25 protein-coding genes and 1 tRNA gene are annotated in these 25,080 nt (G+C 45.4%); 24 read left to right on the forward strand and 2 right to left on the reverse strand.

The window, feature by feature from the left end:
• The first annotated feature begins 408 nt into the window (after window positions 1-408).
• Entirely contained in the window at window positions 409-1,551 is a 1,143-nt protein-coding gene (locus ACYQ2E_RS03040) for an MFS transporter (RefSeq protein ID WP_460016584.1), read from the forward strand.
• A 76-nt stretch (window positions 1,552-1,627) separates the two neighbouring features.
• Here ACYQ2E_RS03040 and mgrA read toward each other — a convergent pair whose 3' ends face one another.
• Window positions 1,628-2,725: an L-glyceraldehyde 3-phosphate reductase gene (gene mgrA / locus ACYQ2E_RS03045; RefSeq protein WP_460016585.1), complete on the reverse strand. Its 1,098-nt coding sequence runs from the start codon at window positions 2,723-2,725 to the stop codon at window positions 1,628-1,630.
• Between the two features lie 138 nt (window positions 2,726-2,863).
• On the opposite strand from mgrA, the gene ACYQ2E_RS03050 reads away from it, so the two are divergent.
• Window positions 2,864-2,946 (forward strand) — tRNA-Leu (locus ACYQ2E_RS03050).
• A gap of 84 nt (window positions 2,947-3,030) precedes the next feature.
• On the forward strand, window positions 3,031-4,038 hold the full coding sequence (ruvB, locus tag ACYQ2E_RS03055) for a Holliday junction branch migration DNA helicase RuvB (protein WP_460016586.1): 1,008 nt from the start codon (window positions 3,031-3,033) through the stop codon (window positions 4,036-4,038).
• Between the two features lie 16 nt (window positions 4,039-4,054).
• Here the strand turns inward: ruvB and ACYQ2E_RS03060 are convergent, their stop codons facing one another.
• Window positions 4,055-4,816, reverse strand: a complete 762-nt coding sequence (locus ACYQ2E_RS03060) for a DeoR/GlpR family DNA-binding transcription regulator (RefSeq protein WP_460016587.1) — start codon at window positions 4,814-4,816, stop codon at window positions 4,055-4,057.
• Window positions 4,817-5,151: 335 nt separating this feature from the next.
• Between ACYQ2E_RS03060 and ACYQ2E_RS03065 the strand changes: the two genes are divergently transcribed.
• From ACYQ2E_RS03065 to ACYQ2E_RS03165, 21 genes are all read left to right on the forward strand, one after another.
• Window positions 5,152-5,811 carry an L-fuculose-phosphate aldolase gene (locus tag ACYQ2E_RS03065; protein ID WP_460016588.1) on the forward strand — a complete coding sequence of 220 codons (660 nt, stop codon included), beginning with the start codon at window positions 5,152-5,154 and terminating at the stop codon, window positions 5,809-5,811.
• A 37-nt stretch (window positions 5,812-5,848) separates the two neighbouring features.
• A complete protein-coding gene (locus ACYQ2E_RS03070) occupies window positions 5,849-7,261 on the forward strand; it encodes a rhamnulokinase (protein WP_460016589.1) in 1,413 nt (470 codons plus the stop codon).
• Between the two features lie 47 nt (window positions 7,262-7,308).
• Window positions 7,309-7,737 (forward strand): RbsD/FucU family protein, encoded by a 429-nt coding sequence (locus ACYQ2E_RS03075; protein WP_460016590.1) that lies wholly within the window; start codon window positions 7,309-7,311, stop codon window positions 7,735-7,737.
• Window positions 7,738-7,830: 93 nt separating this feature from the next.
• Entirely contained in the window at window positions 7,831-9,327 is a 1,497-nt protein-coding gene (locus tag ACYQ2E_RS03080; RefSeq protein WP_460016591.1) for a sugar ABC transporter ATP-binding protein, read from the forward strand.
• 8 nt (window positions 9,328-9,335) lie between these two features.
• Entirely contained in the window at window positions 9,336-10,349 is a 1,014-nt protein-coding gene (locus tag ACYQ2E_RS03085; protein WP_460016592.1) for an ABC transporter permease, read from the forward strand.
• Window positions 10,350-10,432: 83 nt separating this feature from the next.
• Window positions 10,433-11,524 (forward strand): substrate-binding domain-containing protein, encoded by a 1,092-nt coding sequence (locus tag ACYQ2E_RS03090; protein WP_460016593.1) that lies wholly within the window; start codon window positions 10,433-10,435, stop codon window positions 11,522-11,524.
• Between the two features lie 68 nt (window positions 11,525-11,592).
• The gene (locus ACYQ2E_RS03095; protein ID WP_460016594.1) at window positions 11,593-13,377 is read left to right on the forward strand and encodes an L-fucose isomerase; all 1,785 of its coding nucleotides are present in this window, start codon (window positions 11,593-11,595) and stop codon (window positions 13,375-13,377) included.
• Between the two features lie 20 nt (window positions 13,378-13,397).
• The gene (gene fucO, locus ACYQ2E_RS03100) at window positions 13,398-14,561 is read left to right on the forward strand and encodes a lactaldehyde reductase (RefSeq protein WP_460016595.1); all 1,164 of its coding nucleotides are present in this window, start codon (window positions 13,398-13,400) and stop codon (window positions 14,559-14,561) included.
• A gap of 149 nt (window positions 14,562-14,710) precedes the next feature.
• Complete coding sequence (locus ACYQ2E_RS03105) at window positions 14,711-15,127, forward strand: low molecular weight protein-tyrosine-phosphatase (protein WP_460016596.1); 417 nt, start codon at window positions 14,711-14,713, stop codon at window positions 15,125-15,127.
• A gap of 53 nt (window positions 15,128-15,180) precedes the next feature.
• Window positions 15,181-15,537, forward strand: a complete 357-nt coding sequence (locus ACYQ2E_RS03110) for a MerR family transcriptional regulator (RefSeq protein ID WP_460016597.1) — start codon at window positions 15,181-15,183, stop codon at window positions 15,535-15,537.
• 28 nt (window positions 15,538-15,565) lie between these two features.
• Window positions 15,566-16,906, forward strand: a complete 1,341-nt coding sequence (locus ACYQ2E_RS03115; RefSeq protein WP_460016598.1) for a glutamine synthetase family protein — start codon at window positions 15,566-15,568, stop codon at window positions 16,904-16,906.
• 88 nt (window positions 16,907-16,994) lie between these two features.
• Window positions 16,995-17,456, forward strand: a complete 462-nt coding sequence (locus ACYQ2E_RS03120) for a hypothetical protein (protein WP_460016599.1) — start codon at window positions 16,995-16,997, stop codon at window positions 17,454-17,456.
• 132 nt (window positions 17,457-17,588) lie between these two features.
• The gene (locus ACYQ2E_RS03125; RefSeq protein ID WP_460016600.1) at window positions 17,589-18,356 is read left to right on the forward strand and encodes a DeoR/GlpR family DNA-binding transcription regulator; all 768 of its coding nucleotides are present in this window, start codon (window positions 17,589-17,591) and stop codon (window positions 18,354-18,356) included.
• A gap of 219 nt (window positions 18,357-18,575) precedes the next feature.
• Window positions 18,576-19,592, forward strand: coding sequence for an ATP-dependent 6-phosphofructokinase (locus ACYQ2E_RS03130; RefSeq protein ID WP_460016626.1), 1,017 nt, complete (start codon window positions 18,576-18,578; stop codon window positions 19,590-19,592).
• Window positions 19,593-19,604: 12 nt separating this feature from the next.
• Window positions 19,605-20,093 carry a PTS sugar transporter subunit IIA gene (locus ACYQ2E_RS03135; protein ID WP_460016601.1) on the forward strand — a complete coding sequence of 163 codons (489 nt, stop codon included), beginning with the start codon at window positions 19,605-19,607 and terminating at the stop codon, window positions 20,091-20,093.
• A 6-nt stretch (window positions 20,094-20,099) separates the two neighbouring features.
• Window positions 20,100-20,378: a PTS galactitol transporter subunit IIB gene (gene gatB, locus ACYQ2E_RS03140; RefSeq protein ID WP_460016602.1), complete on the forward strand. Its 279-nt coding sequence runs from the start codon at window positions 20,100-20,102 to the stop codon at window positions 20,376-20,378.
• A 23-nt stretch (window positions 20,379-20,401) separates the two neighbouring features.
• The gene (locus ACYQ2E_RS03145) at window positions 20,402-21,751 is read left to right on the forward strand and encodes a PTS galactitol transporter subunit IIC (RefSeq protein ID WP_460016627.1); all 1,350 of its coding nucleotides are present in this window, start codon (window positions 20,402-20,404) and stop codon (window positions 21,749-21,751) included.
• Between the two features lie 20 nt (window positions 21,752-21,771).
• Entirely contained in the window at window positions 21,772-22,812 is a 1,041-nt protein-coding gene (locus tag ACYQ2E_RS03150; protein ID WP_460016603.1) for a galactitol-1-phosphate 5-dehydrogenase, read from the forward strand.
• A 15-nt stretch (window positions 22,813-22,827) separates the two neighbouring features.
• Window positions 22,828-23,784 (forward strand): tagatose-bisphosphate aldolase, encoded by a 957-nt coding sequence (gene lacD / locus ACYQ2E_RS03155; RefSeq protein WP_460016604.1) that lies wholly within the window; start codon window positions 22,828-22,830, stop codon window positions 23,782-23,784.
• Between the two features lie 65 nt (window positions 23,785-23,849).
• Complete coding sequence (locus ACYQ2E_RS03160; RefSeq protein ID WP_460016605.1) at window positions 23,850-24,344, forward strand: GAF domain-containing protein; 495 nt, start codon at window positions 23,850-23,852, stop codon at window positions 24,342-24,344.
• Window positions 24,344-25,009, forward strand: coding sequence for a phosphotransferase (locus ACYQ2E_RS03165; RefSeq protein WP_460016606.1), 666 nt, complete (start codon window positions 24,344-24,346; stop codon window positions 25,007-25,009). The genes ACYQ2E_RS03160 and ACYQ2E_RS03165 overlap by 1 nt, the downstream gene beginning before the upstream one ends.
• The last annotated feature ends 71 nt before the right edge of the window (window positions 25,010-25,080 follow it).

Below are 25,080 nucleotides of genomic sequence, written 5' to 3' on the forward strand. Positions count from 1 at the left end.
GCAAAAAAGGACGAGCTTGCGACTCGTCCGTGTCAATTATCCTCGGTGTTATGGTGGCTCTAGTCTTCAGGACTAGAGTTTTTGCTTAGCCAGACTACAATCTTTGCGACTGTGACGATAAGCCGCACAAGCTCGACTGCAATCAGCAGCTGGTCCATAACACCTTTCCAGAAGGAATTTGCATTCTAACATATTACTACCTCCTCATTTTTTACCTAGAATTTGTCAAGGGGTGTAACACCGTAAGAAAATTGAACACAGGGTTTTTACGCCCTTATATATTAATACGCAAAAAATCAGAAGATGTTTCAGCACAAAATCGTCTAAGTGTCCAAAACCATAAAAAATGGATAAAAATCTGAGCGTGGGAAATCGCGTTTTTTCGTGCGCTTTATGCTAAAATAAACCGTGAACAAAAAACAAAGACTCATCCTCATCCTATTAAGCTTCGCGCTCTACATCTCGCTGGGCTTACCCGACTCCATCGTAGGCTCCGGCTGGCCGGTGATTCGGCAGACTTTCCATTTTTCGCTGGAGTTTGTCAGTGTCATCACGACAGTCAGTCTCCTTTTCTCGCTGTTGTCGAACTTCATTTATGTCAAGCTGTCCGCGCGGCTTCAAGAGGGAACCGTCATTTTCATGTCCATGCTGTCAATTGTGATTGCGCTTTTCCTCATGCTGCTTGCGCCGAACGGCTGGATTTACCTGCTGTCGGTTCCTTTTCTGGGCATGGGTCAGGGCGCGATTGATGTGGCGGTGAACACTATCGTCGCGCGGAACTTTTCGGGCAAAATCATGAATTTTGTTCATGCCTTTTACGGTTTGGGCGTGACCTTATCATCCATGCTGGTGGCCTTTTCCATCCAGCTGACGGCGTCGTTCAGACTGGCGGTTCTACTGATTCTACTGCTGCATTCACTGATTCTGCTGTTCTTTTTGAGCCGGAAATCGACTTTTACGGCGCATGGCGAGACAGAGGGGAAAACCGATTCTGCCAGGGCTAAACTGTCGCTCAGGCATTGGCTCTTTCCGCTCTTTTATTTCCTCTATTCCATCGAGCAGATTTTCTCGCTCCTAATGGCGTCCTACCTCGTCTACCGGCATTATGAGGCGGCCTTTGCGGCGCTGATTACGGGGATTTTCTGGTTCGGACTGATGGTCGGGCGCGTGCTGAGCGGCTTCATGCTGGACTATTTCAAGCCCGAGCGCTTCATCGTGATTTTGCTCTGCCTGTCCTTTGCAGGCACACTTCTGATGGCCGTCTATCCGCTAGGGGCGGCGGTTCTCGTCGGCCTGGGCTTCTCCGGGCTCTATCCGACCGTCATGACCCTGCCGCATCGCTACTTTTCCGGTGTTTTGGCGGGAAAAATGGTCGCCATTAACGTTTCAGCCGCCAGTGCCGGCATGTTCCTGATGCCGATTATCTTCTCCGGGCTCATTGCACTGACAGATTTGAGCATATTCCCCTGGGCTTACGAATTCTTCTTTTTGCTCATGTTCCTCGTGGGCCTGCTAATGCTGCATTTCAACAGAAAACATGAATCCGACTGAAAACTAAAAACGCACAGACCTGCATGAAAAGGCTGCGCGCTTTTATTTTATGTACAGAAAGTATCAAAGCACAGTGTCAGAATCGATTCTCCCAGGCCGTAGCTGAGGATTGACGCTCGGCAACCAGATGCTTCCAGCGGTCGCTCGTCTCAAGAATTTCAGTATCTCGAGCCAGAATTTCGTCAATCCGCAGAAGCTCATTTTCGGTGAATTCCAAATTCTCCAGCGCGGCGACATTTTCAACGATTTGCTCCGGACGGCTCGCACCAATCAGTGCACTCGTCACAGGTGCAACAGAACGCCGCTTGTCTCTGCGGAGCACCCAGGCCAGCGCCATCTGCGGCAGCGTCTGTCCGCGCTCCTCAGCAATATCATTCAGCGCGCGCACTTGGTTTAATTTTACTTCTGTAATGGCTTCCTCCTGCAATGAGGCTCCAGGCTTGCGGATACGTGAATTCTGCGGGATTCCGTCCAAGTATTTTGTCGTTAAGAGTCCCTGAGCTAAAGGTGCAAAAGCGATGGAGCCAATCCCTGTGTCTGTCAGGACTTCTTGAAGTCCGTTTTCAATCCAGCGGTCAAACATCGAGTAATTCGGCTGGTGAATCAGGAGTTTGAAGCCCATCTGCCTGGAGATTTCGTAGGCCTGACGGGTCTGCTCAGGATTATAGGAAGAAATCCCGACGTAGAGCGCACGTCCCGAGTCAAGCGCTGTTTTCAGTGCGCCCATCGTCTCTTCAAGCGGCGTTGCAGGGTCTGGCCGATGTGAATAGAAAATATCCACATACTTCAGCCCCATGCGCTCCAGAGATTGGTCAAGACTCGCCAGCAGATATTTGCGGCTGCCCCATTCGCCATAAGGCCCAGGCCACATCAAGTAGCCGGCTTTCGTGGAAATAATCAGCTCATCACGGAGCCCTGCAAAATCCTCTCGCAGAATCCGGCCGAAATTTGTCTCGGCAGATCCAGGCTCAGGCCCGTAATTATTGGCCAAATCAAAGTGCGTGATTCCCAGATTAAAAGCCGTGTGAATCATTTCGCGCGCATTTTCAAAGTCATCCACATCGCCGAAATTGTGCCAGAGTCCCAGCGAAATCACCGGCAGCAGCAGTCCGGATTTTCCGACGCGCCGATAGACCATTTTGTCGTAACGTTTCTCATTTGGAGTGTAAGCCATATTTACCTCTTTTCTAATGTCATTTTAGCACAAATCCCATAAAATAGCGCTATCATTGAATGAAATCGGACGATATGACGAAAAATTCAAGTTAAGACTTGCATTTCGCTATAAAATCTGGTAGAATTTAAAAGTATTGCGGGAGTGGCGGAATGGCAGACGCGCTAGCTTCAGGTGCTAGTGTCCGTAAGGGTGTGCGGGTTCAAATCCCGCCTTCCGCAGAGTAAGAGCCTTCGGGCTCTTTTTTTGATATTTTTTGTCGTTTGCTAAAGCAAGAGCGTGATTGTGATATAATGAAAACAATCATGAACGAAAATCTAAATCCTGAAATCACCGCAGATGATAGTGAAGAAGCGGCAGCAGAACTCTCTCTGCGCCCCACAACCTTTGCTCAGTATATCGGCCAGACAAAAGTCAAGGAACAGCTGGAAATCTTTATCGCGGCCGCCAAGCAGCGTGAAGAGGCACTTGACCATGTCCTGCTCTTCGGCCCTCCAGGTCTTGGTAAAACAACGATGGCCTTTGTCATCGCCAATGAGCTCGGCGTCGGCATCAAGCAGACCAGCGGACCAGCGATTGAAAAGCCGGGCGACCTGGTGGCCATTCTGAATGAACTGACACCGGGCGATGTTCTCTTTATTGATGAAATTCACCGCCTGCCCACGAATGTGGAAGAAGTCCTTTATAGCGCGATGGAAGACTTTTACATCGATATTATGCTGGGCTCGGGTGACGGCAGCCGCAGCGTCCATCTGGATTTGCCGCCTTTCACGCTGGTCGGCGCAACCACGCGGGCAGGTATGTTAAGCAACCCTCTGCGTGCGCGTTTCGGGATTTCCGCTCATATGGAATATTATACAGATGATGAGCTGGAAACCATCACGAAGCGGACTGCCGAGATTTTTGAGGCGGATATCGTGGATGACGGCGCACATGAAATTGCGATGCGCAGCCGCGGGACGCCGCGTATTGCCAACCGTTTGCTCAAGCGCGTGCGCGACTATGCGCAGATTCGCGGAAATGGTGAAATTAATCGTGAGATGACGGATGAGGCGTTGACCATGCTGGATGTCGATGAGCAAGGTCTTGATTATATTGACCAAAAACTCTTACGCACGATGATTGAGCTCTATAATGGGGGACCGGTCGGTCTAGGAACACTGGCAGTGGCTATCGCCGAGGATGTGGAAACTGTTGAAGACATGTACGAGCCTTATTTGATTCAAAAGGGTTTTATCATCCGCACTAAGCAGGGACGAATCGCGACGGCTAAGGCTTACGAGCATTTGGGCTATCCGGCGCCGCTTTTGTAATGGGGTGTTAAGTGGGTCAGGTCAGCGGATGGGTCAAAATCTTGGTATACTGCTCGTAGTGGGCTTTTAGTTTGTGCGGCAGATTATCGTCGGTGATTAAATAATCAAAGCTGTCAAGTTTGCTCAATGTGTAGATGTCAGATACGCCTATTTTGGTGCTGTCAGCCACGAGGCATTTGATTCTGGAGTTGGTCAGTGCTGCGTTTTGAATGGGGGCTTGAGAGGTTCTGGCGAAGGTGACGTTGTTCTCGTAGAGGCCGTTACAGGCGGCAAATGAAATATCGATATTGATATTGTTAAGTGATTGAGCGGAAAAGTTGCCGACGAATTCTTCGGTGGCTGGATAAAATTCTCCTCCAGTCAGAATGATTCGAAAATCAGTATGACTTTTCAGGTAGTTTAAGGCTAATAAGTTATTCGTAATAATGAATAACTTTTTTTTGTTAATCTGAGAAAGTGCATGATAAATGGTGGTGCCTGCACCAAGGAAGACGGTGTCATTATCTTTGATTAAACTGTTCATTATTGTTCCGATTTGTTTTTTCTGGTTTATGTTTAAAGTGGATTTTTCCTCGGAAGTTTTCTCTTTGTCTAGGAGATTCATTCTTTGGGCGCCGCCGTATATTTTAATTAGTTTATTCTGTTTGGCAAGATCGTTGATGTCACGGCGAATTGTCATCTCTGAAACAGCGAGTTCAGAGGAAAGTTGAGAAACAGTCACGAAGGAATTTTCAGATATTGAGTTTAATATAGCTTGTTGACGTTCGTTTTTTAACATATTAGAGGACTCCATTCTTTGTAGAAATATATATGTTTTGTTGCTCAATTATACAACTTTTTCTTATTTTTGCAAAAGCAAACAACTACTTTACATTATCTTACAAAAAATGTAAATGGAGTAATTATGTGCTGAGTAAAGTCCCAGAGGGGACGTTTTTGTGCAAAAGATTACTAAGTGTAGAATAAACTGTAAACGCTTTACTTTATCCTTGAAAAAGAAAAATAAAATGATATAATCAAAATAGAACATTAACAAACGAATATAAACAAAATAAAACGTAAAAATACAGCTTTTGTTTGTTAAAAATTGTTCGGAGAAAGGAAAATCTAAAAATGTTAATGGAAAAAGCAAGGCGAGAACTCGTAGAGTACGGAGTTAAGCTTGTTGATGCAGGGCTGACCAAAGGTACCGGCGGGAATTTGAGTGTCTTTGACCGTGAGCATGGCTGGATGGCCATTACACCAAGCGGAATTGATTTTCATCAAATTCGGGAAGAGGATATTGTGATTCTTGATTTAGATGGCAATCTTGTTGAAGGAAGCCGCAAAGCCTCCTCTGAATGGGAGATGCATCTCAATCAGTATCGCGAGCGTGAGGATATGGATGCGGTCATCCATGCTCATACGATATACGGCGGAGTCCTGGCCTGTCTGCATTGGGAGCTGCCGGCAGCTCATTATATGATTGCGGTAGCTGGTTCCACTGTTCGAGTGGCCGAATATGCTACTTTTGGAACCCCGGAGCTTGCTCATAATGCAACAGCGGCCATGAAAAATCGTAAGGCAGTTTTTCTTGCCAACCATGGTATCTTAGCGGGCGAAAAAGATTTGCTTAATGCTTTCAATGTGATTGAAGAGGTTGAATTTTGTTCAGAACTCTATGTCAAGGCCTGCGGAATTGGTCAGCCAGTGATTCTTCCAGAGGCTGAGATGACAAAAATGGCTGAAGAGTTTAAGACTTACGGTCAGAAAAAAGATGTACTTACAAAATAGTTGAGTATTTGTGAAAATACGATTCCGAGGAAAAAATATGCAGAAAAATGTATTAGCATTTGACCTGGGAGCTTCCTCTGGTCGAGCTGTTCTGGGGCAATACAAAGACGGCAGTTTGAAAACAGAAGAAATTCATCGTTTCTCAAACGGACCGGTCAATACAGAGGGCACACTCTACTGGGACTTGGATGCTCTCTTCTCTGAAATCATTGTCGCTTTAAACAAAGCAACTGAAAAATGCAGAGTTGACAGTCTCGGTTTTGATACCTGGGGAGTTGACTTCGGCTTAATGAATCAAAAAGGGGACATTATCCAGAACCCTGTCAGTTACAGAGATTCGCGAACGGCCGGCATGATGGACTTTGTAAGCCAAAATTATTTATCAGAAAAAGACTTGTTTGAGCGGACAGGGAATCAGTTAATGGAGATTAACACGCTTTTTCAGCTGATTGCTTTACGTGAGCAGCAGCCTGATTTGCTTGCAGGGACTCTGAAGATTATGAACATACCGGACTTGTTTAACTATCTGCTCACAGGGGAAATCAGGTCAGAGATTAGTATTGCCTCTACCACGCAGATGCTGAATCCTCTCACCAAAGAATGGGATAAAGATTTACTTGAGCAGGTAGACCTGCCCCTTGAAATTTTACCGGCATTGACCAGTGAGGGAGAAGTTCTGGGTAAAGTCAAAGAAATATACGCAAATCAAGAGCAGACGATAAAGGTGATGAATGTTTGTGAACATGATACAGCGAGTGCAGTAGTGAGCGTACCGGCTCTGGAGCAGGATTTTATTTTCATTTCCTGCGGGACCTGGTCATTGGTAGGAACAGAAATCAGCGAACCTATCTTAAGTGAAGACACATTTAAATACAATCTGACGAATGAAATAGGTCAGGGCGGAACAATTCAGCTCCTGAAAAATTGTACAGGTCTCTGGATTATTCAAGAACTGAAACGTGAATTCGCAGAGCGAGGCCACGAGTACAGTTTTCCTGAAATTGCAGAGACGGCGGCAGCGGCAGAACCTTTCAGGACATTTATTGACACGGAAGATCCAAGATTTGCATTACCCGGCGACATGATTGAAAAACTTCAGAAATTCGCTGAGGAAACGGACCAAAAAGTGCCTGACACAGCGCCTCAGCTATTCCGCTGTGTCTACGAGGGACTGGCGCTGAAATACAAAGAAACGATTGACCAGATTACCGCGGTGACCGGCAAGGTTTATCAGACCGTTTATATTGTCGGCGGCGGCTGTAAAGCAGATATTCTTTGTCAAATGGTAGCAGACGCAACTGGTTTGACAGTCAGTGCAGGGCCAGCCGAAGCTACAGCTCTGGGAAATATTGCAATTCAGCTGAAAGCTCAGGGCAGCTTCAAAGACATAAAAGAAATCAGAAACTGGGTGAAAGAAAACGGTGAAATCCGGATTTATCAACCAAAATGAGAGTTATTTTATCAGACTAATTAAATCAAATATATGGAGGAAAAGAAATGTTGAAAGGCATTCCAAAAAATCTTTCACCACAGCTTGTCAAAGTTTTGATGGAAATGGGGCACGGTGATGAAATTGTCATTGCTGACGGAAATTATCCGGGCGCATCAAATGCCAGAAATCTGGTTAGAGCAGATGGACTGGGAGTTCCGGAACTTCTTGAAAGTATTTTAGAATTAATGCCGCTTGATGCCTATGTTGATGAGCCGGTTGCTTTAATGGCCGTGGTTGAAGGCGATTCGACCGTGCCTGAAATCTGGAATGAATACGAGCGTATCATTAATGAAAAAACCAGCAGTCCTATCAAAATTGAACATATGGCTCGAGTGGACTTCTATGAACGTGGTAAGAAAGCTTATGCCATCCTTGCTACGGGTGAAAAGGCTATCTATGCGAATATCATTTTAAAGAAAGGAGTTGTAATCTGATAAATGGAGTCATTGCTTGAAAATTTTTGGCTTTGAATGAAACATTTTCAAACATAATCGAACGTTTGTACGAACGTTATTACAAGGAGAACTATGGATACTATTTTAGAGATGAAGAACATCTCCATCAGTTTTGGCAAGGTTCAGGCACTCAAAAATGCCGGACTTGAACTAAAAGCCGGAGAAGTTCATGCCCTGATGGGAGAAAATGGTGCCGGCAAGTCAACACTGATGAAAGTTTTGACAGGAATTAACAAAAAAGACAGTGGTACGATTATTTATCTCGGCAAAGAAATTGAGTACACCAGTCCTAAAGAAGCGATGGATAACGGCATTGTCATCGTCCACCAGGAGCTGAACATGATTAATCATCTTACGGTGGCGCAGAATATTTTCATCGGGCGTGAAGAAATGCACGGCTTCCTGACAAATGATGACGCCATCAATAAGAAAACAGCTGAATTGTTTAAGCAGCTCAATCTGAACATTGATCCCAAGGCAAAAGTCGGCAGCCTGACTGTCGGAAAAATGCAGATGGTCGAAATTGCCAAGGCCATTTCAATGAATGCTAAAATTGTCGTCTTTGATGAACCGACTGCGGCCTTGACAGAAGTAGAAATAGAAACATTATTCAAGATTATTCGTGATTTAAAAGCGAAGAAGATTGGAATTGTTTACATCTCGCATCGCATGGATGAAATAAAGAAAATCACAGACCGTGTCACGATCATGCGAGATGGAGAATATGTCGGCGTCGTTGATTCGAAAACTTCAACCAAAGACGAAATCATCCAAATGATGGTCGGACGCGTCGTCTTTGAAGATCCGAAATCTGAGTCGGCTGTTCCGGCTGATGCGCCGGTTGCTTTAGAAGTTAGGAATCTTAATGTAGGAAAGTCAGTCATTGATTTGAGCTTCGCGCTGAAAAAAGGCGAGATTCTTGGCTTTTCCGGATTAATGGGAGCCGGACGAACGGAAATGGCGCGTGCTATCTTCGGAGCGGATAAGAAAGATTCAGGTGAAATCTATGTTGAAGGCCAGAAAGTTGAGATAAAAACACCAGCAGATGCGGTTCGTCACAGCATCGGTTATCTGTCGGAGGACCGTAAACGTTACGGGATTGTGACCGATATGAGCATTGCTGATAATACCGTCATGACAAATCTGGAAGACTATACAAAAATAGGTCTTATCAATGATAAAGAAATAGAGCGCGTTGCAGCGGTTTTCATGGAACGTCTTAAAACAAAAGCGCCTGATGCCGAGACACTTGTTCGTAATTTATCCGGCGGCAACCAGCAGAAAGTTGTCATTGCAAAATGGCTGGAACAAGGCTCGCGGATACTTATTTTTGATGAGCCGACTCGCGGAATTGATGTGGGCGCCAAAAGTGAAATTTATGAGCTGATGTCACAACTCGCGTCATACGGCAACTCGATTATTATGATTTCATCAGAATTGACAGAGATCTTGCGCATGAGCGACCGTATTATCGTGATGAGCGAAGGCAGGAAAACAGGAGAGTTGGACATTGCTGAAGCTACCCAGGAAAAAATCCTTCAACTCGCAACATTAAAGGAAGAAGAATAAATATGGATATGGAAATTACAAAAAAAGGTCCATCAACCGTGGACATTGAAAAGAAAAGTCTCTTGAAGAAATTGACAAGTAAAATCGGGACGCAGCAGCTTATTATCCTAATCGTGATGTTCATGCTTTGGGGATTGTTTGCTGCCCTGGCACCGGCTTTCAGATCTTTCACGACTTTATCAAGCTTGTTTGACGCTTCTTACTATGTGGGCTTTCTCGGTATCGGCGTTACCTTCGTCATCATTACCGGCGGGATAGATCTCTCAATCGGTACAGGGATGATGGCGGCTGCAATGACTGGAGGCGTGGCCTACAATGTCTGGCATTTACCGCTTGCAGTCTCACTCTTGGTCATTCTCTTAGTTGCCACTTTGATTGGCTGTATTAATGGTTTTCTGATTGCTAAAATCAAGCTGCCGCCGTTCATCGCAACTCTTGGAACAATGATGGTGGCTGAAGGATTTTCATCCATCATCTCAAATATTCAAACTCAGACCTTCCCATTGCGTTCAAGCGCTAACGGCTGGTACAAATCACTTTTCAGAACAGGGAATAACTTTCCCACAGGTGTTATCCTCTTGCTCGTAATGGCGGTCATCGCTGCGGTTGTGCTGAATAGGATGAGAATCGGACGTTATATTTTTGCGATTGGTTCAAACCGCGAAGCAACCAAACTTTCCGGTATCAATGTTGTTAAGTATGAAGCGTCAGCTTATATTATTGCAGGCTTCTTTGCAGGTTTAGCAGGCATTGCGTATGTCGCAACTTATACGACAATCATGCCTGGTGCTGGTGTCGGCTTTGAAATGCAGGGAATTGCGGCAGCTGTTGTCGGCGGTGTTTCGCTGGCTGGTGGTGTCGGGTCAATTCTTGGTACGATTATTGGTACGTTTATTATGACGATTCTTCTGGTTGGTCTGCCTTACGTAAATTTACAGCCGCACTGGCAATTATTTATTACGGGTATTGTCGTCATTGTCGCAGTTTATGTTGACATATTCCGTCAGCGTAATAAAAAATAAACAATTTTAAATATAGCTGAACGCTTACGTGGGTGCTATTCAAGCCGAGCGCTTGCGCGAATGCTATTCAAAGGAGAAAACTCATGAGAAAAGGAATTTTAACGCTGTTTGCAGCTGCATTAACCACTGCCGCACTTCTTGGTCTTTCGGCCTGTTCAAGTTCTTCAGGTTCCGATCAAAAATCCGGCGGCTCTATCAAACTTCAATTGATTGCCAAAGGCTTTCAAAATGATTATTGGAAAGCTGTGCAGTCCGGAGCCCAGGCTGAAGCCAAAAAAGAAGGAGTAAGCCTGACTTTTACAGGGCCAAAAGATGAGACGGCTGTCGCCGACCAGCTGCAAATGCTGAACAATGCGATTAATCAAAAGCCGTCCGCAATTGGACTTGCTGCTCTTGATACAAATTCAGAGATTGATGCCATCAAACAAGCTCAGGATCTTGAGATTCCGATTATCGGTTTTGATTCGGGAGTTCCGGGAGCACCAAAAGGGGCTGTCAAAGCAACCGCTTCAACAAACAATGAAAAAGCCGCAGCCGCTGGTGCTGACAAGATGTACGAACAGCTGAAAGAAAAGATTGCAGATACTGAGGAGCCTGTTCGCATTGGTGTAGTTTCTGCAGAAGTTAATTCATTGTCGCTGTCAAATCGGACGAAAGGTTTCATTGATGAAATGATTAAGCTTTTGAAGACAGAAGATAAGATTGGAAATAAGATTGCGGTTATAGGCAATTCTAAGTTTGAACAAGGAAGCCCCTCTGGAGCAAAGGCAATTATTGAACTTCGCGTTCCAGCTCAAATGACCGATTCAGCCGGCCAAACAGAAGCTCAAACCTTGCTGAACAAGGCAGATACAATCGGCATCTTTGCAACAAACGAATTTGGCGCAAAAGCAATCATTAATGCTGATAATGCCGCAGGCGGAAAAATCGGTTCGACAGTTGATAAAATTATCGCAGTAGGATTTGATTCCGGTACACTGCAGCGTGATGCAGTTAAGAACGGCAAGTTCCTCGGCTCCATTACTCAAGATCCCATCACAATTGGCAAGGCCACAGTAGAACTAGCTGTAAAAACAGCAAAAGGTGAAAAAGTTGAAGATATTGACACAGGTTCACACTGGTATGATAAAAATAACATTGACAGCGAAGAAATTGCAGCATTGCTTTACAAATAGCTTAATGATTCTAGAGTAAGAAAGAAAAACAACAGCATAATTTTAAAAGAAAGGTGAATAAAATTCATATGAAAAACTATCCAAAACTCGCGATTCGTCCAGTAATTGATGGACGCATGGGAGGAATCCGCGAATCACTTGAAGAAAAAACAATGGCAATGGCTCAATCTGCCAAAGAGTTTATTGAAAGTAATCTCCGATATGCGGATGGAACACCGGTTCAATGCTATGTTGTGAGCCGTACAATCGGCGGACGCGGAGATGCAGGCGCAGTCGAAAACGAATTAGCCGGCCAGAATATTATCGGTTCATTGACAGTTACGCCATGCTGGTGTTACGGCACAGAAACTCTAGACTTGAATCCCAATACGATTAAAGCAATTTGGGGATTCAATGGGACCGAACGCCCAGGAGCCGTTTATTTAGCTGCCGCTATGGCTGGCTACGCTCAGAAAGGTTTACCTGCATTCAAAATTTACGGCCAGGAAGTTCAAGAACTGGATGATAATTCAATCCCTGAGGATGTTCAGGAAAAGATATTGACATTTGCACGCGGCGTCTTTGCGGTCGGTCAAATGAAAGGTAAATCTTATGTAAACCTGGGAGCTTCAGCAATGGGCATCGCCGGTTCACAAGTCGACAGCCATCTCTACAATGATTATCTGGGGATGGGTGTTGAATTCGTTGATATGACTGAAATTCTCCGCCGTATCACCCTTGGCATCTATGACGAAGCTGAATATGAAAAGGCTCTGTCCTGGATTAAAGCAAATTGTCCAGAGGGGCTGGATATCAACGCCGGTAAAGATTTTCCAGAAATTATCAAGAAGTCAAAAGTTGTACCAGCAGACAAAGACTGGGAATTCATTGCAAAACAAGCGATTATTGTGCGTGACATCTTGTTTGGAAATCCGAAATTGGCTGAAATCGGCTGGGAAGAAGAGGCGCGCGGACGCAATGCGATTGCCGGCGGTTTCCAAGGCCAGCGTCAATGGACAGATTGGCTGCCGAACGGCGATTTTACTGAAGCAATCATGGCTTCAACCTTCGATTGGAATGGCCCGCGCCCTGTTACGGCTTTTGCCACAGAGAATGACACACTTAACGGTGCTTCAATGCTCTTCGGCACCCTACTGACCAATAAGGCCCCTATTTTTTCAGATGTTCGCACCTACTGGAGCCCAGAATCAGTCGAGCGCGTAACTGGAAAGAAATTGACCGGAAAAGCAGCTAACGGCGTGCTTCATTTGATCAACTCAGGGGCTTCGGCCCTTGACTGGACAGCTGCAGCCAAAGATGAGAAAGGCAGCGGCACAACAAAAGAATTCTGGAATATGACAGAGGAGGATGTTAAAGCCTGTCTCGAAGCCACTGACTGGTGCCGTGCCAACTATGAATATTTCCGCGGCGGCGGCTTCTCATCGCATTTTAAAACCAACTCTGAAATGCCCGTCACAATGATTCGTATCAACATAATTGACGGTATTGGCCCAACACTGCAATTGGCTGAGGGCTGGACTTGTGTGCTAGATCCTGAAGTTCATCATACTTTGGACATGCGCACGGATAAAACTTGGCCAACCACCTGGTTTGCACCACGCTTAGGTGAAGCCGGCTTTGAATCGGTCTATGATGTCATGAATCACTGGGGAGCCAACCACGGCGCAACAGTTCAAGGACATGTGGGAGCAGATGTTTTAGCATTGGCAGCAATGCTGCGTATTCCTGTTGCCCTGCATAATGTACCAAGCGAGAAAATATTCCGCCCAGCCATGTACGACGGCTTTGGCACAAAGAACTTGGAAGCAGCTGACTTTGAAGCCAGTAAATCACTTGGACCATTTTATAAATAATTGAGAAAGGGGTTATTAACATGTCAAATCGTATGATTCTGAATGAGACTTCCTACCATGGAAAAGGAGCCATTCAAAGTATTACAGAGGAAATTAAAGTCCGCGGATATAAAAAACTTGCCGTCATCACAGACAAAGATCTTATCAAATTCGGAGTCGCAGCCAAAGTCACGAGCATCCTTGATGCAGCAGCGATTGAATACAAAATTTATGACGAAATTGTACCGAACCCTACGATTGCAAATGTAAAAAGCGGTGTAGACTTTGTCAAAAATTACGGCGCAGATGCAATTGTCGCCATAGGCGGCGGTTCCCCGCAGGACACGGCAAAAGCGATTGGTATTATCATCACAAATCCTGAGTTCTCAGACGTTTTGAGCTTAGAAGGCGTTGCTGATACGAAGAATCCTTCTCTGCCGATTCTGGCCGTACCAACAACCTCAGGAACTGCCGCAGAAGTGACCATCAATTACGTCATTACAGATGAAGGCGCTCACCGAAAATTTGTTTGCGTAGATCCGCATGACATTCCGCTGGTCGCCTTTGTTGACAGCGACATGATGATGGGAATGCCGGATTCATTGGCAGCTGCAACAGGCATGGACGCAATGACTCATTCGATTGAGGGATATATTACAAAGGCAGCCTGGGAGATGACAGATATGCTGCATATTCAGGCTGTCGAAATCATCGGCCGTTCATTAAGAAATTCTGTCAACGGGAGCGGTGCGGCTAAAGAAAAAGGCCGTGAGGAAATGGCGTTGGCACAATACATTGCAGGCATGGGTTTCTCAAATGTCGGCCTGGGACTTGTTCATGGAATGGCACATCCTCTGAGTGCCTGGTACAATATTCCCCATGGAGTGGCCTGTGCGACACTGCTGCCTACCATCATGAAGTACAATAAAGCCTTCACTGGTGAAAAATACCGTGAAATCGCCCGCGCTTTGAAACTTGAAAAAATAGACGAGATGACAATTGAAGAAGCGCGTGAAGCCGCTTGTACCGCAATTGATGAACTCAGTCATGATGTAGGAATCCCCAGAACAATTTCAGAACTAGGCGTGAAGATGGAAGACATTCCAGCCATTGCAGAAGACGCAATGCGTGATGTCTGTACACCCGGAAATCCGCGAGAAACAAGTGTCCCTGAAATCATAGAGTTATACAAGAGTTTAATGTAATCTGCTAAAAAAGTAAAAATGAAGATAGTATTTTAGAGCTAAGTCTGAAATACTATTTTTTATTAGACCCCCTCCATAAATAATCTGTTAAAATAAAAAATGTAAAAAAGAATACTCATACTCACTCATAAAAATTAAAGGAAATGAAAATGAAAATCTGCTTCGTCTGCCTGGGAAACATCTGCCGCTCCCCCATGGCAGAAATGATTCTGCGCAGCATGGCGCCGTCCGGCTGGGAAATCGTCTCGCGCGCGACCTCCAGCTGGGAACACGGAAATCCAGTGCATCCAGGCACGCAAAAAGTCCTGCGTCAGCACAAAATTTTCTGTGACCCGCAAAAACGCAGCCGGAAAATCTCAGCCGCAGACTTTGAATATTTCGATAAAATCATCGGAATGGACCAGTCAAATCTAGAAAACCTGCAAGAAATGGCGCCCGCAGGCACAGAATACAAAATCAGTAAATTGCTGACTCAAGATGTTCCAGACCCATGGTATACCAATAATTTTGAAGAGACCTACGAACTAGTCAACGACGGCTGCGAAAAAATTGTACAGGAGATGTGAGCTTTTCTGACATAAGACTTTGACAGCGGCTGTATTTATGTTACAATGGCCTCATGACAAGCAGCGAACTGATGAAATCACGCCGAATTCTGCCCATGAGCACCGTAATGGCACTGACAGACCTGAGCGCGCGGCAAATTCGATATTACGAAGAACAAAACTTCGTGTCGCCCGCGAGAACAGCTGGCGGGCATCGTCTTTACTCGCTTGATGACATTGACAAATTGCTTGAAATCAAAGATTATCTCGAAGAAGGCAACAACGTCGCAGAAATTCGTCAGATTTTGAAAAAGCAGAAACTCCGCCGCCGCAATTCGCCGGACAAAGACCAGTCACTGCAGGAAGAACTAAAAATTCAGTCAAGGTTCTACGAACCGCCCACCAACATATTCGGTCAGCCCCGAATTTAAAACACAGAAATAAGATTGAGAGAAAACCATGCCCATTACTGCCGCTGATATTCGCCGCCAAATTAAAGAGAAAAACGTCACCTTCCTCCGCCTCATGTTCACAGACATCCTAGGCACACTGAAAAACGTCGAAGTCCCCGTCACAGACGAGCAGCTCGACAAAATCCTCAGCAACAAAATGATGTTCGACGGCAGCTCCATCGAGGGCTTTGTCCGCATCAACGAGTCCGACATGTACCTCTACCCGGACCTCGACACCTGGATTGTCTTCCCCTGGGACAACGAGAACGGCAACGTGGGCGGCCTCATCTGCGACATCTACCTGCCCAACGGCAAGCCATTTCCCGGAGACCCGCGCGGCAACCTCAGACGCAACATCACCAAAATGGAAAAAATGGGCTTCTCCAGCTTCAACCTCGGCCCCGAGCCGGAGTTCTTCCTCTTCAAGCTGGATGAGGACGGCACCCCTACCCTGGAGGAAAATGACAAGGGAAGCTATTTCGACCTCGCACCCACAGACACGGCCGATAATACGCGCCGTGAGATTGTTAACATCCTCACAAAAATGGGCTTTGAAGTAGAAGCCAGCCACCATGAAGTCGCAGTCGGCCAGCACGAAATCGACTTCAAATATGAAAACGTCCTGCGTGCCTGCGACAACATCCAGATTTTCAAACTCGTCGTCAAAACCATGGCGCGCAAGCACGGCCTGCACGCGACCTTCATGGCCAAACCGCGCTTCGGCATCAACGGCTCCGGCATGCACTGCAACATGTCCCTCTTTGACAAAAACGGCAAGAACGCCTTTGCGGACCCTTCGGACGCACTGGGCCTCTCACAGACCGCCTATCACTTTCTCGCCGGCCTCCTGAAACATGCCTACAACTTCACCGCCGTCATGAACCCGACCGTCAACAGCTACAAACGCCTCGTTCCCGGCTACGAAGCACCCGTTTACGTTGCCTGGGCCGGCAGTAACCGCAGCCCGCTGATTCGCGTTCCCGCCAGCCGCGGCGCCTCAACCCGCCTCGAATTACGCTCTGTTGACCCAACCGCCAACCCCTATCTGGCCCTGGCCGTCCTACTCTCAGTCGGACTCGAAGGCGTCGAAGAAAAATACCCGGCACCGACTCCCGTAGAACAGAACATTTACAGCATGACACCCGAAGAGCGCGAAGCAGCCGGCATCACCGACCTGCCATCCACACTGCACAACGCCGTCAAAGCCATGCAGGAAGACGAAACCGTCAAAGAAGCTCTCGGCCACCACATCTTCAGCAACTTCATTGAAGCCAAGCGCATCGAATGGGCCAGCTACGCACAAATCATCAGCCAGTGGGAAATTGATAACTACTTGGAACTCTACTGATTAACTTACAGAAAAAGCTCGTTTGGGCTTTTTTAGTTTCTGAAACAAATTCTTTGAATTCTTGTGAACTTTGTTGTATTCTGAGACTATGATAAAAATAAAAGAAGAACTCCGCTCGCGTCTGAGCGAGATGAAATATGGTGAAATACAAGCTGTGCCGATGATTGACCGTGGTTCCTATCGCGAGCTTGATGCGGACGAAAACCTGGATTCGTCGTCGGCCGACAGTGAAAAATATGAAAGCGACATTTTTGAGGAGATTGTCCCGGAAGTCAAAGCCGCCGATGAGGATTTTATCTTTGTCCAGCGCATCAGCCCGGATGAAGCGCTCAAACAGACAGATTTCGAGCAATATTTTGTAAAATTAACTGCGCCGCACCACCTGCTTTTGATAAATTGCCTGGAGCTGGGAACCTCGGAAATCAAAGGCTTTCTTCTGGCGCTTAAAGAAAATGGGATTTTAGAAAAGTCAAAAATTTTTCTGCTGGACCTGCCGCAGATTGAGTATCTGATGCTGCGCGACAGCCTGACTGCCCGGATTGATATGTGAAGGTGAAGTTTGTGAATCGACCTATTTATTTGGTCGATTTTTTTTCTGTTTAAATAAATGCAAAATAAAAGCAAGAAAATGGTTGACATATTAACGAATAACCTTTATGATATTAGGTAAAAGGAAGAAAAAATGAACGCAGAAGAAAGAAAAAAAGAAATCATTGCCTTATTAAAGGCAAAAGAAAATCGCTCTGTGAGAATTCAGGAGCTGAGTAAACTTTTAAAGGTGACAAGAGAGACAATTCGAAAGGATTTGTACAATTTAGCAGAAGAAGGGCTGATAAAGAAAACTCACGGCGGTGCTATTCTGGAAAGCAAGAACAGCGAAACTGAGTATGAGAAACGTCGAGAGGAAGCAAACGAAGCCAAGCGGAAAATCGCCAAAGCGGCAGTGAGCTACATTGAAGAGGGCGATATTATTTACCTGGATTACGGTACAACAGTTTTTGAACTGGCAGAAGAAATCGTCAATTTAAAAAAAATAACAGTGGTGACGAACTCCCTGCCTATCATCAATCGACTGCTGGAAAACAGTTCCATTGAAATCGTCGTATTGGGCGGGCAGGTAAGAAGGAACGAAGCTTCTTTGTACGGAAATTTTGCCAAGCAGAACATTCGCAATATTTATGTCAATATTGGCTTTTTCGGTTGCAGCGGAATTGATGTGAGGGCGCAAATTACCAATCACCATATCGATGAGTCAGTTATTTCCCGAGAGATGATTAAAAGAAGCCAGACCAGTATATTATTGGCAGACCAGAGCAAGTTCGGCAATATCTCATTGAATCAAATTGCCAATTTCAAAGATATTGATACGATTATTACTGAAAAATCGGGTAAAGTGGCCGAGGAGAAGGAGATTATCCGTCAGGGAGGAGAAATTTTTTACGCTGATTAATTAAAGTAAAGTAAATTTTTTGGCAATGTTTAGCAAAAGAGTGGATTTCAAGTGAGATTCGCTCTTTTTATTTTGCAAAATTAACATAAAGCAAATAAAAAAGTAAACAAAAGATAATAAAACGAACAAAAAGCAAAGTTTTAAGTTGCAAAATCATAAGAAATATTGCATAATGTGTGAAAGCGGTTGAGAAACCGCAAATAATATTTGGAGGTAATGATGAAGAGAATTGCAGTCATGACATCAGGGGGGGATGCGCCTGGTATGAATGCGGCTGTTAGTGCAGTCGTGAGAAAGGCCATTTCGATGGGAATGGAAGTTTACGGGATAAACTCAGGCTATAAGGGAATGGCCGCCGGAGAAATTTTCCCTCTGTCATTAAAAGATGTAGCAGGCAAAGCAGGAATGAGCGGAACTTTTCTCTACACAGCCCGATATCCGGAATTTAAGACCTTAGCAGGCCAGCAGGCCGGAATTAAACAGCTTCGAAAGTTTGGAATCGAGGGCGTGATTGTAATCGGAGGAGACGGCTCTTACCAGGGGGCGATGCGATTGACAGAGCACGGATTTCCGGCAGTCGGGCTTCCGGGAACAATTGACAATGACATTGCAGGAACTGATTTTACCATTGGTTTTGACAGCGCAGCAGCGACAGCACTTGAAGAGATTGATAGAATTCATGCGACGGCTTCAGCATTTCAGAGAACATTTATTGTTGAAGCCATGGGACGAGATGCAGGAGATATTGCATTATGGGCCGGAATTGCCGCTAGTGTCGATAGGATTATCATTCCGGAAGAAAGCTTTGACTTCAAAGAAATTGCGCGTGATATCAAGGCTGGCTATCGTCAGGGAAAGACGCATTATATCATTGTTTTAGCGGAAGGCGTGATGCCGGGAAAGGAATTTGCAGAAGCTTTGAAAGCAGCGGGGGATAAGTCGGATTTGAGAGTTTCGGTGCTCGGTCATATTCAGCGCGGAGGTGTTCCGACTTTGCGGGATAGAGTCATTGCTGCTCGGATGGGCGCGCATGCAGTTGAACTTCTTCAGGCAGGCTTAGGCGGCCTTGCGGTTGGGATTCATAACGAAAAACTGGTGGAAAATAAAATTTTCGGCAAACGGGAAGAGGGGGCACTCTTTGATGTTGACGAGAACGGCAGTATCATTGTTAATTTTCCGCATCAGGCAGATTTAAATCTCTATCAGCTAAACATTGAGCTTAATAAAAGTAGATAAGGAAAGGAAAAAATGACGGACAACATGTGCAATCAGCCTAAATTAGTCACTTCGGATTTTATGTTCTGTGATTTTGAAGCTGAAAACCAGGAAGAATTTTTTAAAAAGATAACGCAGCTTTTGGAAAGCAAAGGAATTGTAAAAAAGGAATTTGAGCAGGCGCTTCTGGAGAGAGAAAGAGAATTCCCGACAGGACTCCCCGTCGGTCACGGCGTTGCAATCCCGCATACAGACGGAACATATGTTCTTGAAGATAAGCTGGTTTTTATAAAGCTTAAGGATTCGATTGAATTTAACGAAATGGGAGGAGAGGATGAAGATATCATATCCACTAAAATTATCATCATGATTGTTGTCGGAAACGGCAAAAATCATTTACAGATTTTGACAGAACTCATTGCGGCAATCCAGGCAGAGGGTTTCATTGACGGTTTAATTTCTGCAGCGGACGGCAATGCAATGAAAAAAATTGTCGAAACATACATAAAAAGTGAGAGGTAAAAAACGATGAAGAAAATTATTGTAGCCTGCGGCGGTGCAGTTGCGACATCAACAGTGGCAGCAAACAAAATCAGGGATTTGCTCAAAAAGAACGGTATTTCTGCCAATGTTGAACAATGCCGCATTGCGGAATTAGACGCGCAGAAAGAAGGTGCGGACTTGATTGTGACAACGGCAAAAATAAAAAAAGATTACGGCGTACCTGTTGTTCACGGGCTTGCTTTTGTCACCGGCATTAATTTAGAGGGGACAGAAGCAAAGATTTTGGAAATATTGAAGGCTTAAGGAGAAGATAAATGGATGTATTTTTGAGTATTATTCAATACCTGGTCAACCTCGGGGCAACTGTTATGCTGCCGATTGTCATCGTGATTCTTGGTCTGCTGCTGCGCATGGGGTTTGGAAAAGCTTTATTTTCAGGAATAAAAATAGGCATCGGCTTTGTCGGAATTAACCTGGTCATTAGTTTACTGACAAATAATCTTGGCAGCGCTGCAGAGGCAATGGCCCGGAATTTTCATTTGGGTCTCAGCGTTGTGGATATTGGCTGGCCGGGGACTTCTCCGATTGCTTGGGCTTCAAGTATGGGGCTGGTTGCGATTCCTATTGCGGTGGCGGTAAATATCATCATGCTGGTGACGCGGGCCACAAAAGTTGTCAACTTTGACATCTGGAACATTTGGCATATGGCTTTTACGGGCGCGATTGTTGAGACTGCGACGGGCTCATATTTATGCGGAACGGCGGCAATCTGCGTTCATGCTGTGATTGCGTTTAAGCTGGGTGATATGTGGGGGCCTGTTACAGACGGCTTCTTCGATTTGGAGGGAATTGCAATTCCTCATGGGACTTCTGCCTATATGGGTGTCATCGCAACGCCGGTTGATGATTTGATTGAAAAAATTCCCGGTTTGAATAAAATCAATATTACGGCTGAAAAAATTCAGGAAAAGTTCGGTGTCCTGGGCAATCCTACAATTATCGGGGCGATTCTGGGATTCATTATTGGTCTGCTGGCGCGATACGACATTGCCAAGTGTCTGCAGCTTGCGATTCAGATGGCAGCGGTGATGGTGCTGATGCCGATGGTGGTAAAGCAGATTATGGAAGGACTGATTCCTGTTTCGGAAGCCGCTCGAGATATTCTTAATAAAAGATTCCGCGGGAGTCAATATAAGGTGGGAATGGACCCGGCGCTGTTATTAGGCGATGAGTCAGTTATTGCCGCGGGTCTAATCTTTGTTCCGCTGACTTTATTGATTGCAGTCATCGTGCCTGGGAATCATGTTCTGCCTTTTGGAGATTTGGCGACAATTGGCTTCTTTATTGCCATGGCCGTCGGTGTTCATAAGGGAAATATATTCAGAACAATTTTTTCAGGCTCCATTATCATGTTTATCACAATTTGGATTTCAAATCAGATGTATAGAATTGAGACGGAACTGGGACACCAGACAGGAATCATCGCGAGCGGAAAGGTTGTCAGTTCTTTGGACCAGGCAGGCAGTCCGATTACCTATTTGCTGACAAAAGGGCTGACTTTCAAGACTGGCATTGGTTTCTTTGTCATTGCTGCCCTTTACATTTCCTGCTTTATTTACACATTTATTAAATATCGAAGAAAAACGCTTTATGTATCTGAAAACAGCAGCGATTAACTGATAGAAAAGAGAAAAATATGAAAGCATTAACAGTAACAGGTCTGGAAAAATTTGATCTGCAGGAAATTGAAGTTCCAAAAGTAACTAAAGGTAAGGTTAGAATAAAAGTCTCTTATGTAGGAATTTGCGGTTCAGACCTGCCGAGATACTTCCAAGGCGGCGTCCATCAGTTCCCGCAGATTCTCGGTCATGAATTTTCAGGCGTGATTGACAAAATAGGTCCTGGTGTCGAAAATCTCGAGCCAGGCAATCGTGTGGTGGCAGCACCATTGATTCCGTGCGGAAAATGCGAGATGTGCTTAAAAGGACAACCGGCTTTATGTACGCATTACAGTTTCATCGGCTCAAGAGAGCCAGGTGCCATGGCCGATTATGTGGTTGTCCCGGCAGTAAACTGCTTAAAGATTCCGGATTCTCTGTCAATGAAAGAAGCTGCAGTGCTGGAGCCGCTGACAGTTGCCATTCACGGCGTCGAAAGGGTCAAGGTTCATACAGGAGCCACAGTAATGGTGCTTGGCGCGGGGACAATCGGCTTATTGACTGTATTGACCTTAAACGCAATCGGGGCAGGAAAGATTATCGTTGTAGATTTGAACGATTATAAACTAGAAGTTGCGAAAGAAGTGGGAGGAAGCGTCGTTATCAATCCGAGCAAAATGCCGCTTGAAGAATATTTTTCAGAGCATGAAGTTCCAGAAGTTGTTTTTGAAACCGCAGGAAGCTCGGTGACGCAAAAACAGGCCTTGCAGTACGTTAAGAAATTTGGAAAGACCGTATTTATAGGCACGAGTACAAGAGACGTTAAGCTGGAGCCTGAACTCTTTGAAAAAATCCTTCGAGGAGAGTTGGAAATCACAGGCTCGTGGATGTCCTATTCCGCCCCTTTTCCAGGATACGAATGGGAAGCAGGCCTTCAATTCATGACAAAGGGCAAAATTGATGTCAGGCCTTTGCTCAAAGGAATCTACAAGCTCGAAGATAAAGCCCTCCCATTTGAGAGAATGATTGAAGCAAATACAGATGCCATCAAGCTGATGTACGAAATTAACCCGGAATGAAAGGCCAGAACAAACATGAAAAAAGACCATTTAAAAAAATTACTCAATCAAGCAGGAATTATTGCCGCACTTGCAATTGATCAGCGAGGCGCTCTGAAGAAAATGATTGAAAAACATCAAGAAGTCCCAGCAACAGATGAACAAATCAGAAACTTCAAAACAATTATTTCAGAAGAACTCACGCTCTACGCCTCGTCAATCCTACTGGACGCCGAATATGGAATCAAAGCGGGAGAAAAACGGCACAAAAACTGCGGCCTGCTGCTTTCCTATGAAAAAACAGGATATGATAACACACGCCCCGGACGTTTTCCCGATGCTTTGGACAACTGGTCAGTACGCCGATTGAAAAAAGCGGGGGCCGACGCCTGCAAATTCCTGCTCTATTATGATGTTGATGAAGAACGGGAAATCAATGCCCAGAAAGAAGCCTTCATTGAGCGCATTGGCTCAGAATGCATTGCCGAAGAAATCCCCTTTTTCCTCGAAATCGTAACTTATGATACAAAAATCAAAGATACTTCAAGCGCAGAGTATGCAAAAATCAAGCCGCATAAGGTGATTGACATGATGAAAGTATTTTCAAATACACGTTTTGCAATTGATTGTCTAAAAGTTGAAGTGCCTGTAAACATGAATTTTGTAGAAGGATTCGGCGGCGAAGAAATTTATAGCAGAACAAGCGCAGCTGACCATTTTCTAGAGCAGAGTCAAGTGACAGATTTGCCCTTTATTTTCTTAAGCGCAGGCGTCAGCACAGAGTTATTTAATCAGACACTATACTTTGCCAAAGAGAGCGGGAGCTCATTTAACGGCGTTTTATGCGGCCGTGCAACATGGGCAGACGCGGTGGAAGTCTTCATCAGCAGGGGAGAGGCTGCAGCGCGTGACTGGTGCCGAACAACAGGACGTGACAATATTGAGGCGCTGAATCAAACCTTGATTCAAACTGCGACGCCGTTAATCGTGTAAAATATGTCAGAGAATTCTGAAAATCTGCCTTGTATTCTTGGCAGATTTTCTGTTATAATAAAGTCATGGAAAAGACAGAAAAAATCAAGATTTACGAGCCTCTAACAGCCATGCTTGAGGGCTTACTGAGCGCTCAGAACTATACAATTTCAAACTTATCAAACGCCAGCGCCATGCTCTGGGATGCGCTGCCTGAGCAGGTTTTCGCTGGTTTTTACCTCTACGACGGTGAGAAACTAATCCTCGGGCCGTTTCAAGGTTCGGTCAGCTGTGTCGAGATTGAGCTGGGCAAAGGCGTTTGCGGAGAATCCGCGGCTGAGCGCAAGACTTTGGTAGTTGAAGACGTTACGAAGCGCCAGAACTACATTTCCTGCGATTCGCGGGCGATGTCGGAAATCGTTGTGCCCATGGTAAAAGACGGTCAGCTGGTGGGTGTGCTGGACCTCGACGCCTCTGTGACAGGCTTCTACGACGAGACTGACGCTAAATATCTAGAAGAGTTTGCCGCGAAGCTGGTTGAGCTCACCGACTTCGAGTTTTTCAAAGTGGGTGAAAACTGATGCCGGAAATTGTTGATAATTATGTAAAATCTCGATTTCCGGATATGCCGGGAAATGCTGTGAATCTTGGAAACATCGGTGAGCCTAAAGTTTTTGCGCGTGATTTGGGACATTTCCTGTACGGCCTACAAAAGCTTGATGCCACAGGCGCGCCGATTCCCAGCTTTGAGAACAAGTTCGCCGGTTCAAATCTGGAATTTTTCGAGGCAGAAATTGATGACCAGCTGCAGAAACACAAAGCGCTTGTGCCTAGAGACTTTATGCTCGTAACCTTTGACAGAGCAGTAAAAAATCCCTGGAAAAAGAAGCCCGTCTGGCTTCACGGTAATTTCTCCGCGAAGAATATTTTAGTCACTGACGGTAAACTGTCCGGCGTTTTAGCCGCAGACAAAGCTGTGGTTGGAGACCCGGCCTGCGATTTGGCAATTGCCTGGTTTTTATTTGACGAACATGTCCGAAAAATTTTCTTCGGGACTGCAGAAGCTGACCCGGCAACGATTGCACGTGCCCGGATTTTCGCGCTGCTGCACGCCTTGAGAACATACAATTCCGGCAATATTGACGAAGAAATACAGGCGCGCGATGCCTTGGCAGAAATTCTCCAGGACCTTGACTACAAAGGTGAAGACGAACTCTTCGACGCACATCTGCCGAGAATTGACTGAATCTAGTTAAAATCAAGCATATTCACAGAGAATGGCCGCTTTCCCATTGCTGTTGGGCGAATGCTATTCCA

It is taken from the genome of Lactovum odontotermitis (assembly GCF_054658595.1).

Coding starts and splice junctions, on each gene's coding strand:
- mgrA (WP_460016585.1), bottom strand. CDS start 2,725: ATGGCTTACACTCCAAATGAGAAACGTTACGACAAAATGGTCTATCGG.
- ruvB (WP_460016586.1), top strand. CDS start 3,031: ATGAACGAAAATCTAAATCCTGAAATCACCGCAGATGATAGTGAAGAA.
- ACYQ2E_RS03060 (WP_460016587.1), bottom strand. CDS start 4,816: ATGTTAAAAAACGAACGTCAACAAGCTATATTAAACTCAATATCTGAA.
- ACYQ2E_RS03065 (WP_460016588.1), top strand. CDS start 5,152: ATGTTAATGGAAAAAGCAAGGCGAGAACTCGTAGAGTACGGAGTTAAG.
- ACYQ2E_RS03070 (WP_460016589.1), top strand. CDS start 5,849: ATGCAGAAAAATGTATTAGCATTTGACCTGGGAGCTTCCTCTGGTCGA.
- ACYQ2E_RS03075 (WP_460016590.1), top strand. CDS start 7,309: ATGTTGAAAGGCATTCCAAAAAATCTTTCACCACAGCTTGTCAAAGTT.
- ACYQ2E_RS03080 (WP_460016591.1), top strand. CDS start 7,831: ATGGATACTATTTTAGAGATGAAGAACATCTCCATCAGTTTTGGCAAG.
- ACYQ2E_RS03085 (WP_460016592.1), top strand. CDS start 9,336: ATGGAAATTACAAAAAAAGGTCCATCAACCGTGGACATTGAAAAGAAA.
- ACYQ2E_RS03090 (WP_460016593.1), top strand. CDS start 10,433: ATGAGAAAAGGAATTTTAACGCTGTTTGCAGCTGCATTAACCACTGCC.
- ACYQ2E_RS03095 (WP_460016594.1), top strand. CDS start 11,593: ATGAAAAACTATCCAAAACTCGCGATTCGTCCAGTAATTGATGGACGC.
- fucO (WP_460016595.1), top strand. CDS start 13,398: ATGTCAAATCGTATGATTCTGAATGAGACTTCCTACCATGGAAAAGGA.
- ACYQ2E_RS03105 (WP_460016596.1), top strand. CDS start 14,711: ATGAAAATCTGCTTCGTCTGCCTGGGAAACATCTGCCGCTCCCCCATG.
- ACYQ2E_RS03110 (WP_460016597.1), top strand. CDS start 15,181: ATGACAAGCAGCGAACTGATGAAATCACGCCGAATTCTGCCCATGAGC.
- ACYQ2E_RS03115 (WP_460016598.1), top strand. CDS start 15,566: ATGCCCATTACTGCCGCTGATATTCGCCGCCAAATTAAAGAGAAAAAC.
- ACYQ2E_RS03120 (WP_460016599.1), top strand. CDS start 16,995: ATGATAAAAATAAAAGAAGAACTCCGCTCGCGTCTGAGCGAGATGAAA.
- ACYQ2E_RS03125 (WP_460016600.1), top strand. CDS start 17,589: ATGAACGCAGAAGAAAGAAAAAAAGAAATCATTGCCTTATTAAAGGCA.
- ACYQ2E_RS03130 (WP_460016626.1), top strand. CDS start 18,576: ATGAAGAGAATTGCAGTCATGACATCAGGGGGGGATGCGCCTGGTATG.
- ACYQ2E_RS03135 (WP_460016601.1), top strand. CDS start 19,605: ATGACGGACAACATGTGCAATCAGCCTAAATTAGTCACTTCGGATTTT.
- gatB (WP_460016602.1), top strand. CDS start 20,100: ATGAAGAAAATTATTGTAGCCTGCGGCGGTGCAGTTGCGACATCAACA.
- ACYQ2E_RS03150 (WP_460016603.1), top strand. CDS start 21,772: ATGAAAGCATTAACAGTAACAGGTCTGGAAAAATTTGATCTGCAGGAA.
- lacD (WP_460016604.1), top strand. CDS start 22,828: ATGAAAAAAGACCATTTAAAAAAATTACTCAATCAAGCAGGAATTATT.
- ACYQ2E_RS03160 (WP_460016605.1), top strand. CDS start 23,850: ATGGAAAAGACAGAAAAAATCAAGATTTACGAGCCTCTAACAGCCATG.
- ACYQ2E_RS03165 (WP_460016606.1), top strand. CDS start 24,344: ATGCCGGAAATTGTTGATAATTATGTAAAATCTCGATTTCCGGATATG.